This is a genomic window from Chryseobacterium sp. c4a (assembly GCF_009900745.1).
GTDB lineage: Bacteria > Bacteroidota > Bacteroidia > Flavobacteriales > Weeksellaceae > Chryseobacterium.
In genome coordinates this window covers 74,188-88,875 of the sequence record NZ_WXVU01000004.1, presented here as the reverse complement: position 1 = coordinate 88,875, position 14,688 = coordinate 74,188, and the positions used below count along the sequence as shown (strand labels likewise).

Here is a 14,688-nt window from a genome sequence, read left to right as displayed (position 1 = left end):
TCAATTATTTTTTTCTTAATTTTTTTTAACGGTTTCAGACTGTTCTAACTCGGTTTTTTTTATTAAATTTGAAGATTAATTCTACAAATAAATTTTAATAAATAGATAAACTGTAATAATGGACAGATTTTCATTCCTAAACGCAGCTCATTCTCAGTTAATTGAGGATTTATACCAACAGTACTTAAAATTCCCAGATTCTTTAGAACCATCATGGAAAGCCTTCTTCCAAGGCTTCGATTTTGCTTTGGAGAACTACGGAGATGACGATAACACTCAATTTATTCAGGCTCCGGCCAACGCTGCTCCGGCAGTACAACAGATTTCTCAGGCAGTAACAAGCGGAGAAGTTCCTGAACACATCAAGAAAGAATTTAAGGTAGTAAACCTTATTGAGGCTTACAGAACAAGAGGGCACTTGTTTACAAAAACAAACCCAGTTAGAGAAAGAAGACACTATACACCTACTTTAGATATCGAGAACTTCGGTCTATCTGCAGCAGATTTAAATACAAAATTCAACTGTGCCGTTGAAACAGGGATGAAAGAGCCTGCTACTTTAGCAGATTTGATCAAGCACCTTGAAAATATCTACTGTGATTCTATCGGAGTAGAATATACGTACATCAACAATGTTGAAGAAAAAGATTTTATCAAAAGATGGCTTCAGGTAAATGAAAACCATCCAAGTCTTTCTGCGAATGAAAAAACAGAAATCTTATTAAAATTAAATCAGGCAGTAGCCTTTGAAAACTACCTTCACACGAAATTTGTAGGACAAAAAAGATTCTCATTAGAAGGAGGTGAAACATTAATCCCAGCGTTAGATCAGTTAATCTCAAGATCTTCTCAGTTAGGAGTAGATGAAGTTGTTTTGGGGATGGCTCACAGAGGTAGACTGAATGTATTGACCAATATCTTCGGGAAATCTTACAAGCAGATCTTCTCAGAATTTGAAGGAAAAGAATTCGAAGAAGATGTATTCTCAGGTGACGTTAAATATCACTTAGGATCATCTAAAAAAATCAAAACTGCTTCAGGAGAAGAAGTTTGCATTAACCTTACACCTAACCCGTCTCACCTTGAAACCGTTGCAGCTCTAGTAGAAGGAATCTGCCGTGCAAAAGTAGACGATAAGTATAAAGACTATTCTAAAGTATTACCAATCATCATCCACGGTGATGGTGCTATTGCAGGACAGGGTATTGCTTACGAGGTAGCTCAGATGATGACCCTTGAAGGATACAGAACAGGAGGTACTGTTCACATCGTTGTAAACAACCAGGTATCTTTCACCACTAACTTCCACGATGCAAGATCTTCAACATACTGTACAGACATCGCAAAAGTTACAGAATCTCCTGTAATGCACGTAAATGCTGATGATGCAGAAGCAGTAGTTCACGCGATTCATTTTGCTGCTGATTTCAGAGCGAAATTCGGAAAAGATGTATACATTGATCTATTAGGATATAGAAAATACGGTCACAACGAAGGAGATGAGCCAAGATTTACTCAGCCTAACCTTTATAAGGCTATTTCTAAGCACCCGAATCCAAGAGAAATCTATAAAGAGAAATTACTTAAAGACAGCATTACTTCAAACGATGTAATTGCAAAAATGGAGACGGAATTCAAAGCCCTTTTAGATAAAGACTTTGATGCTTCTAAAGAGATTGAGAAAAACGTAATGGATCTGTTCATGGCTGAAGATTGGGTAGACTATCCAATTGCAAAAAAAGGAGCAGTTCAGTTACCTGTTGATACAAAATATGACTTAGCTAAATTGAAAGAGTTGGCGCTTACAATGTCAACACTTCCGGCTGATAAAAAATTCCTTAACAAGATTACAAGACTTTTCGAAAACCGTATCAAAGCTATTGAGGGGAACTCATTAGACTGGGCGTTAGGAGAGTGGTTAGCGTATGCTACACTACTTGTGGAAGGTCATAACGTAAGAATTTCTGGGGAAGATGTAGAAAGAGGTACATTCTCTCACAGACATGCTGTAGTAAAAACAGAAGATACAGAAGAAGAATACGTTCCATTGAGACAAGTTTCAGAAAGCAGATTTGATGTATTCAACTCTCACCTTTCAGAATACGGTGTTCTAGGTTTTGACTACGGATACGCGATGGCTTCTCCAAATACATTAACGATCTGGGAAGCTCAGTTCGGAGATTTCGTGAACGGTGCTCAGATCATCGTTGACCAATATCTGGCAGCAGCAGAAGAAAAATGGAAAATCCAGGACGGATTGGTAATGTTATTACCTCACGGTTCAGAAGGTCAGGGTGCAGAGCACTCTTCAGCAAGATTGGAGAGATTCTTAACACTTTGTGCTAACGAAAACATGGTAGTAGCGAACATTACTTCACCAGCCAACTACTTCCACTTATTGAGAAGACAATTGAAGTGGGCGTTCAGAAAGCCATTGGTAGTAATGAGCCCTAAATCTTTATTGAGACACCCTAAAGTGGTTTCTCCGCTTGAAGATTTTGCAACAGGTTCATTCCAACCGATCTTAGACGATCCTACAGCAGATCCTAAAAAAGTTGAAAAATTAGTTCTTTGTTCAGGTAAATTATACTTCGAATTATTAGCGAAGAAAGAAGAACTAAACTGTGAAAATATTGCACTAGTAAGATTCGAGCAGTTATATCCACTTCAAACGGATGCTATTGAAGCGATCTTCAACAAATACGAAAACAGAAAACAACTAGTGTGGGCTCAGGAAGAACCTGAAAACATGGGAGCTTGGTCTTATATCCTAAGAAACTTCAGAGATACAGGAATCCAGGTAGTAGCTCCGGTACCAAGCGGTGCTCCGGCTCCAGGTAGCCACAAAATGTTTGAGAAAAACCAAAATGCAGTAATCAACAAAGTATTCGACAGAGACGATGCTCCTGCAAAAAGACCTGTTACAGCTTAATTTAAATAATATCCAATTAAAAAATAAAAAATACTCGATATGTCAGTTTTAGAAATGAAAGTTCCTTCACCGGGCGAATCAATCACAGAAGTTGAAATTGCAACTTGGCTTGTAAAAGATGGTGATTATGTAGAAAAAGATCAACCTATCGCTGAAGTAGACTCAGACAAAGCAACTCTTGAATTGCCGGCAGAACAAAGTGGTGTTATCACTTTAAAAGCAGAAGAAGGTGATGTGGTACAAGTAGGTCAGGTAGTTTGTTTAATTGATATGGATGCTGCAAGACCAGAAGGTGGTGCACCTGCTGCTGAAGCTCCAAAACAGGAAGAAGCTCCAAAAGCTGCTGAACCTGCTAAACAAGAAGCTCCGAAACCAGCTGCTCCGGCTGCTGCTCCAACAACTTACGCTACAGGAGCTCCATCTCCGGCTGCTAAGAAAATCCTTGACGAAAAAGGAATGGATGCTGGACAAGTTTCAGGAACAGGAAGAGACGGAAGAATCACTAAAACTGATGCTGAATTGGCAGCAGTTCCTGCATTAGGAGGAAGCCCTCTTACAGCTACTGGTTCTAGATCTACAACAACTACTAAACTTTCAGTTTTAAGAAGAAAAATCGCTCAGAGACTAGTTTCTGTGAAGAATGAAACAGCTATGTTAACAACTTTCAACGAAGTTGACATGTCTGAAATCTTCAGATTAAGAAAACTATATAAAGAAGAATTTGCTCAAAAACACGGAGTAGGACTTGGTTTCATGTCTTTCTTTACAAAAGCGGTTACAAGAGCATTAGAAATGTATCCTGATGTAAATGCATCTATCGACGGAGATTTCAAAGTAAACTATGATTTCTGTGATATTTCAATTGCAGTTTCAGGGCCTAAAGGACTAATGGTTCCTGTATTAAGAAATGCAGAAAACATGTCTTTCAGCGCTGTTGAAGCAAACATCAAAGATCTTGCTACAAAAGTAAGAGACGGTAAAATTACAGTTGACGAAATGACTGGTGGTACTTTCACTATTACAAACGGTGGTACTTTCGGATCTATGTTATCTACACCAATCATCAACCCACCACAATCAGCAATCTTAGGAATGCACAACATTATCCAGAGACCAGTTGCTGTTGACGGACAAGTGGTAATCAGACCAATGATGTATGTAGCGATGTCTTATGACCACAGAATTATCGACGGAAAAGAATCTGTAGGATTCCTTGTAGCGGTAAAAGAAGGTATCGACAATCCTGTTCAAGTATTGATGGGAGGTGATGAAAGAAAAGGCCTTGGATTATAGTTTTTAATAAAATTATAATGTAATTATATAATCTCGCCTTAAAAAAGGCGAGATTTTTGTATCTATTAAGAAAATACTACAATGATGTTTTCAAAAATGACTTCCAATATCAAAGTTTCAGTAATACCTGAATATGATAGTAAAAACAGTTATCCATCCGAAAACCGTTATGTTTTCAAATACAATATTACTATAGAAAATGACGGAAGCTTTCCTATAAAAGTATTGAAAAGAAAATGGCTCATCTTTGATGTAGGATTCGGATATACAGAGATTATCGGCGATGGAATCATCGGCTTGACTCCAGAGATAGGAACCGGCGAAAATTTCGCTTATTTTTCCAATGTAATGCTTCGTTCCGGCGTAGGGAACATGAGTGGGAAATATCTGGTTAAAAACCTGGAGACGCAGGAAACTTTGGAAATTGATATTCCAAAATTCAACCTGCTCTCTGAAGTTTTAAGTAATTAAAAATTACTCTTTAATGAATTTATGTCTGCTAATACCACTTTGAGATTTTACTTCCATAAAGTAGCCCCCTTTTAGCAGGTTAGAGACATTAATTTTAGCATCGGTAGAATAATCCTGAAGAATTAATTTTCCTTCTGTATTATAAACTTTTATCCATTCAATTCTTTCTGCATTTTTAAGATGAACAGAACCCTCTTTTACAGGATTAGGGTAAAGGGCAATTGTTTTACCAGTCAATGCTAAGCGGCTTTCTTTTGCACCCAGAGTACCATATTCATAATATGCCTGATCGCCTGCATCATTGGTAATAATAAGCGTTTTTACTCCATTGATAAAGGTAATTTGATAGTTAAATTGAGTAGTTCCCATACTGTAATACCCTGTATATTGATTATTAAAAGCTATATTTTCCGGTATTGTACAGGTTGAAGGATTACCAGCACCAAGAGTCCAGACATTGAAGCTGGTGGCTGTTATTTCAATGTCATAAATTAATGCCCAAATACTTCCTCCACAGATAGGGATTGTCATGTTTGTCGTTGGATTAGCAGATGGAGAGCCTGGTGAAGTTGAAAAAGTTAAAATAGGACTTCCCATTTCACTGTTTTGTGGAAGATTGTAAGTAATATTATTTCTGACCACTTTCTTTAAGCTCCAGTCTATATTGTGAAGTTGAGTTTGTGCATGAATAAAAATACCGCTGATTGCAGTAAGAGAAAGTAAGAGTTTTTTCATGGTTTTTTGTTTTTAAAGTTACAGTTTTTTGATATATTTTTTTAATATTGATTCATTTATTTCCTCATTTCTTGTAATAAATAGCTTCTCAAATGCTAATAAGGATATTTTTGCACAAACTTCAGCATCTGCACCGGCTCTGTGGTGATTAAACTGGATCTGATGGTATTCTGCCAAAGGCTTCAGTCCATATTTTGGAAGGTAATTCCATGATTTTTTAGCAAGCTGTATGCTGCAGAGGTAATTCAGTTTGGGAGTAAACATTCCATAGTGTTCAAAGCAGCCTCTTAGAACCGAAGCATCAAAACTGGCGTTATGAGCAATCATTAAACTTCCATACATCAATTCTTCAGCTTCATACCAGATCTCATCAAAAGTAGGAGCATCCTGTACATCTTTGGGCTGTATTCCATGAACAGCAATATTGAATTTGTTGAAATAAGGAAAGCTGGGAGGTTTAATCAGCCATGTCTTGGTCTCTACAATCTTGGAGTCTTGTACCACACAGATTCCCATCTCACATGCTGAGTTTTTTTCGTGAGTAGCCGTTTCAAAATCTATTGCGCAGAAGTCCATTGTTTTAAATTATAAGTTGTTGCTAGTTCCAGGTTCTTTAGTTCAAAGTTTAAGGTTAGTTGAAGTTATAGTTTTTTTACTAATGTTTATATAGTATAAGATTGTTTTCACAACCTCTAATCCCTTTTACCTGCCACCTATCACATGCTATCTGCCACCCAAAAAATGTTTAAAAATTAACCATTTGGATTGATAGAAGTGATCTTTCTGATGCTTCTGGCGAAGTTTCCACGTTCCAGGAAGTTGTCCGTAAAAGCCAAAATGTGCTCTTACAACAGCCCAAAGGTGAGGAAAGCCGTGTTTTAATCCAAAATAAATCCCTGCAACGCCATCCAGACAAAGTCTGAAAAAGAGCAGCCAGATCAATGTAGGAAATGGTAGATTTTTAAGCATCATAGAAAGATTGTTTCTGATATTTAAATAAGTTTTCTGAGCACTCTGCTTATTCAGTGTTCCACCACCTACATGATATACTTTGGAATTTCCAGTATAAAAGATCTTTTTTCCAGAATTGATGAATCTCCAGCAAAGGTCAATTTCTTCTTGATGAGCAAAAAAGCGTTCATCAAAGCCTTTTTGTTCCCAAAAATCTTTAGAACGGACGAAAAAACAACATCCTGAAGCCCAGAAGATCTCTGTTTCATCATTATATTGTCCTTTGTCTTCTTCGAGATCATCAAAAATACGTCCTCTACAATAAGGATAGCCCAGATTATCAATCAGGCCACCTCCAGCTCCTGCAAATTCAAAGAAGTTTTTGTTATCATAAGACAAAACTTTAGGCTGAATGGCCGAGATGCTAGAGTCTTTATCAAACAGACTCAATACAGGTTCTATCCAATTTTCTGTAACTTCTACATCAGAATTAAGAAGACAGTAATATTCATTGGTGATTGTTTTTAGTCCTTCATTATATCCTCCTGCAAATCCATAGTTTTTATCATTCTTAATGATTTTTACATTAGGAAAATGAGCGCGAAGATATGCTACCGAATCATCTGTAGAAAGATTGTCAATAACATAAATATCTGCATTTTGAGAAAACTGAACGACACTCGGAAGAAATTTTTCAAGCCAGTTTTTCCCATTCCAATTTAAGATGGCAATAGCCAGTTTGTTTTGCATGTAACACTAATTTTTTTCAGAATCGAAAACTTTGATGGAACCTTGGTACTTCCATTTTCTGTGTGACCAAAGATAATTGTCTGGATGCTTGTGTAACGTATTTTCCAGCATTTTATGGAATTTTTTTACCACTTCATATTCTACGAACTTCTCATTATCCGGATAGATTCTGTAGTAATTAACCTGATAAAAACCGCGCTTTACTTTTTTCATTTCACAATAAATAAAAGCAAGATCCATTCTGGTAGCCAGTTTATCATATCCTATAAAAGCAGGAGTTCTTTGATTCATAAATTCTAATCCGTACGTAACATGAGAAAAGTGCGGTGTCTGATCTGCTACAAACATATAAGCAGAATCACCATTGTTTTCAGATCTGAAAATATTTCTGATCACTTCATTAGCTTCCAATGCCTCATTCCCAAATTTATTACGAACTTTCTTCATCTGGTTTTCCCAAAAATCACTGTTTACCTTTCTGTATACCGGATGACAGTGACCCTGCGGAATAATTCTGGCCAATGCATTGATCCATTCCCAATTGAAGACATGCCCAGCCAATAAGATGATATTTTTACCTTCTTTTTTGGCTTCATGAAACACTTCCTGGTTAATATGCTGCATTCTTACTCTGGATTCTGTTTCAGAAATACTGAATGACTTTATAGTTTCTACCAAATAATCGGAGAAATTGCGATAGAATTTTTTTCGGATTTTTCTGATCTCTTCTTCAGATTTATCAGGAAAGGAGTTTCTAAGATTTTGGGTAATCACCTTCTTTCTATAACCTACCAGATAATAATTTAGGAAGAACATAACGTCCGAAAAAATATACAATATTCTAAGCGGAAGTTTTGAGACGAAATATAATATTTTAATTAAGAAGCTCATAAAACACGCAAATTTAGTGATAATAAAATTATGGTTCTATTTTTGTAGGGAGATAAGTATTATTTTTTTACTTTTATGTTATGAAAAAATTAGCAATTATAGCTTTTCTGGGATTAGGTGTGTTAGGCTTTTCACAGAATACCAATATACCGAAAGAAGAAAGAGTACGTGATAATGCTCTTTTGGTAAAAACTGATCATGCAGAATTGGATGCGAAGAAGAAAGCGGCTGAAGAAAAGGCCAAACTTCCTAAGCCTTATAATCCAAAAGCAGATGCTCAGGCAGATCTTAAAAAACTAGTCGCTCAGGCTAAAAAAGAAGGAAAAAATATTATGATCCAGGCTGGTGGAAACTGGTGTATCTGGTGTCTTCGCTTTAATAATTTTGTACAAGAGACACCTGAACTTAAAGCATTAGTAGATAAAAACTACTTATATTATCACCTGAATTTTTCTCCGGATAACAAAAACGAGAAAGTTTTTGCTCAATACGATAATCCCGGTGAAAAGTTCGGATATCCTGTATTTATTGTTTTAGATAAGACGGGTAAAATGATTAAAGTTCAGCAAAGTGATGTATTCGAAGAAGGAAAAGGATACAGTAAGGACAAGGTAAAAGAGTTTTTCAATACCTGGAAACCTAAAGCATAAAAAAATAAAAGGTTGTTTCTATGAGAAGCAACCTTTTTTATTTTGTAGAAAAACAGGAATTATAAGAATCTTTTAATCCAGCTTAATTTCTTTTCAGAGTAAGGGGGATATTTTATATTGGGCTCTCCCCAGGTTGCTTTTTCAAGAATTGCCTTTTGATGAGAGAAAGCTTCAAAACCGAATCTACCATGATAATTTCCGATACCGGAATTTCCTACACCTCCGAATGGTAAATGATCATTGCTTAAATGCATGACAACATCATTGATACATCCACCTCCAAAAGAGAGTTTTTGTGTGAAATTTTCCTTTTCTTCAGCATTATTGGTGAATAGGTAAGCAGCCAATGGCTTTTCCAGTTCCAGTATGGCATTTAGCGCAATATTGTAATTTTTAAAACCGATGACGGGCAAGATTGGGCCAAAGATCTCTTCCTGCATTACTTCGTCTTTCCAATCTACATGATGAAGTATCGTTGGCTCTATATACCGTTTTTCTTCATCGAAATTTCCTCCGAAATATATTTTTTCCTGATCAATAAGTTTTATCAATCGTTGAAAGTTTCTTTGGTTGATAATCTTAGTATACTGCTCAGAATTGGAATTGTATTTAAATTCTTTAATATATTTTCTCAACATTTCCAGAAATTGCTCCTGAATAGATTCTTCTACCAATAAATAATCCGGAGCTACACAAGTCTGCCCCGCATTCAGGAATTTTCCCCAGGCAATTCTTTTGGCTGCAACTTCCAGATTGGCGTTTTTAGTAACAATGGCCGGAGATTTTCCGCCCAATTCAAGAACAACGGGTGTTAAATGCTCTGCCGCCGCTTTGTATATTATTTTTCCCACTTTAGTACTTCCTGTAAAGAAAATTTTATCAAATTTCAGCTTCAGGAGGCTAGTAGTTTCATCAATACCTCCTTCATACACATACAGATATTCTGAGGGAAAGTTGTCATTGATGATTGTAGACATTGCTTTCATGGTTTTTTCTGCAATTTCGCTAGGCTTTAGAATACAGCAGTTTCCAGCTGCAATAGCTGCAATAACGGGCGATAAAGATAGTTGATAAGGATAGTTCCATGCTCCAATGACCAAAATATTTCCTAAGGGTTCAGAATGAATCTTACTTTTTCCAAGCTGATTCACGAGATTAGTACTTACTTTTTGGGGGCGGGCAAGAGATTTTAGGTTTTTTAGATAATAATCAATATCATTTAGGATAAAAGAAATCTCTGTAGTAAATGTATCGAATTTAGATTTTCCGAAATCTTGGTAAATCGCTTCGTATAGCATGTTTTCATTGGAAATGATAAGACCTCTGAGTTTTTCAAGATACATTTTTCTGAAGGCAAGACTTTTGGTTTGCTGTGTTTTGAAAAAGTCTCTCTGACTCTGCAAAATTTTTTCAATTTCCATATTTAGGCTGTTTAAAAGGGCAGGTGTGATTACAATAAGAGAAATGCAACAATAAATTGGCCAAAGTTTGGGAAGATGGAAGATAGGAGCAGGAAGGGGGACGTTATGATTGACGTTTAAGAGCTATTCTTTAATGATTTTATTAATTTAAACTATTGAAATTTAAGCGCTATAATCGCTAAGATAATTTTCATTCCGCTTATTTTCCGTTCGCAAAGGCATTTCGTTCAGCGAGGATTGTGGATTAGAATCTTTGCTAAGTGAAACGTCTTTGTGAACGGTTATAAAGTATTTTATTAAAAAAAATAAATTAATTTTCTAAGCTGACAGAGGTATGTAAGTCTTCAATAACTCCCATCTTCCAGCCTCCTGCTTCCTTTCTGTATTTATCACATAATATTCCTCACTGCTATTTTCACCGGATGATAAAGTAATAAAAGAAGAGCTGTAATGAAGGCCAGCCAGAATAAACCCGTAAATATTTCCATATTGGAAAGCAGGATAGACTGAGCGGTAATCTTGGCTTTAAAGGCTCCAGCCGTCATAGATAGAGATTCATTAATTGGGCGTTTCGATACATTGGCACCGAAAATCTGGTTCCATTGGCTATAGAAAACAGGATTGGTATCTGTAAGATTGAAGCTTAATACATCCGAATGTTTTAACGTTAAAAATAACATTACATTTTGCATTAAGGCATATCCACTGGCTGTTGCCCAGAAGCGGGTAGTGGTTCCCATAGCACTGGCATTGGCTACATATTCTTCCGGCATGCCTGAAATCAGAAAGAATACCAAAGGTGTAAATAATAATCCTTGGGCTACTCCCTGAAGAAATAGAGGTGGACAGATGGTTGTAAGGGTGGTATCCGGATAAAAAGTGTAGGTAAACCAGGCACAATCTATTGCCAGTAAAAGAAAGCCTGTAAAGAAAACAATTCTGGAAGATACACCACGCACCAGGCAAATCCCTGATAAAAGGACACCAATAAGTGTTCCGGCAACATTCCAATACTGTATGTTGACGATATAATCCCATGGCCACTTCCATACTGTTGCCATAATGCTGTATACATTATTTAACCCTGAGCGAATGAGATAAAAAATGAAGAACAATATCATTCCCACGATCACATTTTTAGAACTGAAAACTTCAAAATGAAATAAAGGGCGTTTTGAATTCCTTTGTTTCAACATGAATAAGCCCCCTGAAATTAAAAATATAAATAAACAGATAATGATAGAGTCAGATTCAAACCACATGAGCCTTTTTCCATAGACAATGGCGTAAGCTCCGGACTGAAGACAAACCCAAAGAAAAAACCAACTCGGGATATCCATTTGATATAATGGTTTTTTAGGAAAGAAACGATTCTTGTTGAAAATAAGAAAACCAAGAATCAAAACGAATAGATGGAAATAAGCCATCATTAAAATCATATGTTGATAATCATAATCCTGAATGCTTGATTTCAATAAGGTTGTTGTTACCGTTCCTCCTGTAAGCATGAGTGCGTACATAAAAAGATAGGCAATCACTTTAGCGTGTCTTGTTTTTAATTCAGCAATAATTAATGGAAGAAAAATAGCGCCTTCCAACAATCCAAAGAACCCTTCCAAAATACGGATCACCAGAATCACATGATAATCATTGGTGACGGATAAGATATAAAGAAGAATCACTGAAACGGAAGACATCAGCAATACATAATACTTTACACTGAAATAAGACATAAACCGCTGTAAAACAAAAAGGGTAACTACAAACGTTCCGTACATCAGCATCATCAAATATTGAATATCATCTGAGTCCACATCCATAAATGAAGAGGTAAAGGCACTATTGGAATGTAATAATGATAACAGCATGATGTGCGGAAATAATGCCAGTACAAGAAGAGGTAATTTCAACCATTGCGGTAACCATTTATGATAAACTGTATTGTGTTGCATAGTGATTTTAAAAACTAATAAAGCCTGTGAAGTCGCTTTTAGCTATTGGTTATATTAAAAATGCGAAAAGACAAAAGAGCAAAGGGGTGTAAAAGTAAAAGGTAAATGACAAATATGCTATAAGAAAAAATTGAGCAGATCTGTATATTGCGGTCTTGCCTTTTCGCAGAAAAATAATTTTAATTTGAAAATTTGAAAATGAATGAATTTGAAAATAAGTATAAAACCAAATATTTTTGCACTCTAATATTCTAATACTCTCAAACCTAAATCTTCTTCGCACTCACCAGAACATTCATTCCGGAAAGCAGCTTTTCATTGTCTTTGTTGTGATCAAGAATAATTTTTACGGGAAATCGTTGTTCTATCTTTACAAAGTTTCCTGTTGCATTATCAGGCTTTACCAGAGAAAACTGAGATCCTGATGCCGGTGAAACAGAAAGAATCTTTCCTTTGAATTCTACATTAGGATAGGCATCTGCCGTGATGATGACTTCTTGATTTTGATCAATCTGGCCAAGCTGAGTTTCTTTATAGTTGGCAATAATCCATTTTTCTTTGCTTACCATCTGTACCAATGCCTGTCCTTCTTTAATCAATTGTCCTTCCTGAATTGTCTTTTTGCCTACCCATCCATCATAAGGAGCGGTAATGATCGTGTAGGAGAGGAATAGTTTAGCATTATTCAAACTAGCTGAACTTTGTTGAATCTGACTTTTAGCGGGAGCCACTTTGGTCTGTTGTTCATTAGCTCCTGCTTTTACAGCATTTTTCTGTTGTTCCAATGCTAAAAGATTGGCCTTTGATTGTTCATAAGATGCCTTTACATTTTCAAATTCCTGTTCTGTGGCAGCATCTTCTGATAGAAGGTTTTTGTATCGTTTAAAATCTTGTTCCGTTTTCCAGATATCAATTCTGGCGGAAGCAATTTTAGCATCAATGATTTTTGTATCACTTTCCTTTGTATTAACACTGCTTTGGATGGTTGTAATATTCTCAGTAGTGGTATTAAGGTTGGCTTCAGCCATATGTACCTGATTGACGAATTCTCTGTTGTCGATAACGATTAGAGTATCTCCTTTGTGTACAAATTGGTTTTCATTAAACTTTATAGTTTTGATGAACCCTGAAACCTTACTGGAAACCGGAGTAATATATTGTTCGATCTGTGCATCGTTGGTGGTAACATTTTTTCGGGAGAAAAGATAGAAACTTACCATTCCCGTGATCCCACTGATAATAAGGATCCAGGCTAGTAAAGTAATAGTCTTGTTGATTCTTTTTTCCTTTTGTGTCAGTTGTTTCTGTGCCATAGTTTTTATAAGTTTCCAATCGTATATTGGAGTTGATAATATTTTAATTGTCTGTTTATTTTTACGGAGATAAGGTTGGATTCTGCTTCCAGATAAGTGTTGTCTGCATCAATAAGTTCAGTGATAAGACTCAACTTGTTGGCATATTTTGTTCTTACAATGCGATAGTTTTCCTTCGCCTGATCAATGGCCTCTTCAGCAATTTTTACTTTCTGATCTGTTTCTTCAAACTTTTTATAAGCTTCATACACATTGTGTCTTACTTTTTCTTCATTTTCTTCAATTTGAAGCTTAGCCAGATCTATGTTTTCCCTGGCTTTTTGCATTTTGTATTTGTTTTTATACAGATTTTCGATGGGATAAGTAAGGTTTAGTCCGATCATTCCCAAACGATAAGCATAAGGCTCAGGCGGAAAGAACATCATATTCGGATACTTCAGAAAATATTCTCCACCAGCTGTCACTTTAGGTAAATAATTAGCCTTGGTAAGCTTTTGATCCAATTCCTTTAATGAAAGGTTTTTATGGGTAATTCCTACAGATTCGTTCTTGTTGAGAGCGGTTTCCGTTAACTCTTCAATATAAGGGATTGCAGCTTTATCAGAGATTAAGTCTTCCGTATCCACATGCAATTCCTGAGGTTCAGGAAGAGAAAGTATGGTTTTCAGCTTATGTTCAGCAATTTGTATATCATTATCCAGTTCTGTCCAGCTCATTTTGTGATTAGAAAGCTGCAAAGATGTTCTTAAAACTTCATTCACAGTGACGACTCCGTTTGCTTTCAAAGATTTTACCTGCTTGATATTAACTGAATCTTCTTTCATCTTATCATTAATAAGGCTTTGTTGTTCCTTTAGATGATGAATTTGTAGAAAAGCAGTAATGATCTCCATTTTAAGCTGTCTTTCATCAAGATGCGTTTTCAATGTTGAAATTTCAGTGTCAATCGCTGCCTTTTTTTCAGTATTTTTTATTTTTCCACCCATATAAACAGGTATAGAAGCTGATAAAGTGAAATCATACATCCCGTTGATAGCATCATATTTTGTAGGCTTATTAAATACACCATTCTGATATTGAAATAGATTGGTAACCTGGTTGTAGCTGGTATGAAATTCAATATCCGGAAGCTTTTCCATTTTCAGGTCTTTTTCCTTAGTGACGGACATTTCCTGTTTTAAATGGCTTATCCGGATATTTTTGTTGTTTTTTAAACCAACTTCTATAGCCTGTTGTAAGCTAATGTGCTGGTAATCGATCATCTGTGTGTGTAAAAGGTTGCTCAATAGTAGGCACAACGCGATGCACTGATATCGGCATGCGTTAAAT

12 protein-coding genes are annotated in these 14,688 nt (G+C 36.0%); 4 read left to right on the top strand and 8 right to left on the bottom strand.

Annotated features, from left to right (window positions below):
• The first annotated feature begins 118 nt into the window (after positions 1–118).
• The 3 genes from GTR01_RS07805 (at position 119) to apaG (ending at position 4,696) form a co-directional block, all read left to right on the top strand.
• Entirely contained in the window at positions 119–2,932 is a 2,814-nt protein-coding gene (locus GTR01_RS07805) for a 2-oxoglutarate dehydrogenase E1 component (RefSeq protein WP_160137292.1), read from the top strand.
• Between the two features lie 39 nt (positions 2,933–2,971).
• Positions 2,972–4,225: a 2-oxoglutarate dehydrogenase complex dihydrolipoyllysine-residue succinyltransferase gene (odhB, locus tag GTR01_RS07800; RefSeq protein ID WP_160137291.1), complete on the top strand. Its 1,254-nt coding sequence runs from the start codon at positions 2,972–2,974 to the stop codon at positions 4,223–4,225.
• Between the two features lie 81 nt (positions 4,226–4,306).
• Entirely contained in the window at positions 4,307–4,696 is a 390-nt protein-coding gene (gene apaG, locus GTR01_RS07795) for a Co2+/Mg2+ efflux protein ApaG (protein ID WP_066700001.1), read from the top strand.
• Positions 4,697–4,699: 3 nt separating this feature from the next.
• Here apaG and GTR01_RS07790 read toward each other — a convergent pair whose 3' ends face one another.
• The 4 genes from GTR01_RS07790 to GTR01_RS07775 form a co-directional block, all read right to left on the bottom strand.
• Positions 4,700–5,431, bottom strand: coding sequence for a T9SS type A sorting domain-containing protein (locus GTR01_RS07790; protein ID WP_160137290.1), 732 nt, complete (start codon positions 5,429–5,431; stop codon positions 4,700–4,702).
• A gap of 18 nt (positions 5,432–5,449) precedes the next feature.
• Positions 5,450–6,007: a 3'-5' exonuclease gene (locus GTR01_RS07785; RefSeq protein WP_160137289.1), complete on the bottom strand. Its 558-nt coding sequence runs from the start codon at positions 6,005–6,007 to the stop codon at positions 5,450–5,452.
• A 147-nt stretch (positions 6,008–6,154) separates the two neighbouring features.
• Positions 6,155–7,132: a glycosyltransferase family 2 protein gene (locus tag GTR01_RS07780; RefSeq protein WP_160137288.1), complete on the bottom strand. Its 978-nt coding sequence runs from the start codon at positions 7,130–7,132 to the stop codon at positions 6,155–6,157.
• A gap of 6 nt (positions 7,133–7,138) precedes the next feature.
• A complete protein-coding gene (locus tag GTR01_RS07775) occupies positions 7,139–8,023 on the bottom strand; it encodes a lysophospholipid acyltransferase family protein (RefSeq protein WP_160137287.1) in 885 nt (294 codons plus the stop codon).
• A gap of 80 nt (positions 8,024–8,103) precedes the next feature.
• Here GTR01_RS07775 and GTR01_RS07770 point away from each other — a divergent pair, with 80 nt between their 5' ends.
• Complete coding sequence (locus tag GTR01_RS07770) at positions 8,104–8,673, top strand: thioredoxin family protein (RefSeq protein WP_160137286.1); 570 nt, start codon at positions 8,104–8,106, stop codon at positions 8,671–8,673.
• 59 nt (positions 8,674–8,732) lie between these two features.
• On the opposite strand, the gene GTR01_RS07765 is transcribed toward GTR01_RS07770, so the two are convergent.
• From GTR01_RS07765 to GTR01_RS07750, 4 genes are all read right to left on the bottom strand, one after another.
• Positions 8,733–10,094, bottom strand: a complete 1,362-nt coding sequence (locus GTR01_RS07765; RefSeq protein WP_160137285.1) for an aldehyde dehydrogenase — start codon at positions 10,092–10,094, stop codon at positions 8,733–8,735.
• A 389-nt stretch (positions 10,095–10,483) separates the two neighbouring features.
• Positions 10,484–12,046 (bottom strand): MFS transporter, encoded by a 1,563-nt coding sequence (locus tag GTR01_RS07760; protein WP_160137284.1) that lies wholly within the window; start codon positions 12,044–12,046, stop codon positions 10,484–10,486.
• A gap of 266 nt (positions 12,047–12,312) precedes the next feature.
• On the bottom strand, positions 12,313–13,359 hold the full coding sequence (locus GTR01_RS07755) for an HlyD family secretion protein (RefSeq protein WP_160137283.1): 1,047 nt from the start codon (positions 13,357–13,359) through the stop codon (positions 12,313–12,315).
• 5 nt (positions 13,360–13,364) lie between these two features.
• The gene (locus tag GTR01_RS07750; RefSeq protein WP_160137282.1) at positions 13,365–14,621 is read right to left on the bottom strand and encodes a TolC family protein; all 1,257 of its coding nucleotides are present in this window, start codon (positions 14,619–14,621) and stop codon (positions 13,365–13,367) included.
• Positions 14,622–14,688: the final 67 nt, after the last annotated feature.

Excerpts from the sequence above, each read along its gene's own strand:
- GTR01_RS07805 (WP_160137292.1), top strand. The coding sequence starts at position 119 with ATGGACAGATTTTCATTCCTAAACGCAGCTCATTCTCAGTTAATTGAG.
- GTR01_RS07750 (WP_160137282.1), bottom strand. The coding sequence starts at position 14,621 with ATGATCGATTACCAGCACATTAGCTTACAACAGGCTATAGAAGTTGGT.
- apaG (WP_066700001.1), top strand. The coding sequence starts at position 4,307 with ATGATGTTTTCAAAAATGACTTCCAATATCAAAGTTTCAGTAATACCT.
- GTR01_RS07770 (WP_160137286.1), top strand. The coding sequence starts at position 8,104 with ATGAAAAAATTAGCAATTATAGCTTTTCTGGGATTAGGTGTGTTAGGC.
- GTR01_RS07790 (WP_160137290.1), bottom strand. The coding sequence starts at position 5,431 with ATGAAAAAACTCTTACTTTCTCTTACTGCAATCAGCGGTATTTTTATT.
- GTR01_RS07775 (WP_160137287.1), bottom strand. The coding sequence starts at position 8,023 with ATGAGCTTCTTAATTAAAATATTATATTTCGTCTCAAAACTTCCGCTT.
- GTR01_RS07760 (WP_160137284.1), bottom strand. The coding sequence starts at position 12,046 with ATGCAACACAATACAGTTTATCATAAATGGTTACCGCAATGGTTGAAA.
- GTR01_RS07785 (WP_160137289.1), bottom strand. The coding sequence starts at position 6,007 with ATGGACTTCTGCGCAATAGATTTTGAAACGGCTACTCACGAAAAAAAC.
- GTR01_RS07755 (WP_160137283.1), bottom strand. The coding sequence starts at position 13,359 with ATGGCACAGAAACAACTGACACAAAAGGAAAAAAGAATCAACAAGACT.
- odhB (WP_160137291.1), top strand. The coding sequence starts at position 2,972 with ATGTCAGTTTTAGAAATGAAAGTTCCTTCACCGGGCGAATCAATCACA.
- GTR01_RS07780 (WP_160137288.1), bottom strand. The coding sequence starts at position 7,132 with ATGCAAAACAAACTGGCTATTGCCATCTTAAATTGGAATGGGAAAAAC.
- GTR01_RS07765 (WP_160137285.1), bottom strand. The coding sequence starts at position 10,094 with ATGGAAATTGAAAAAATTTTGCAGAGTCAGAGAGACTTTTTCAAAACA.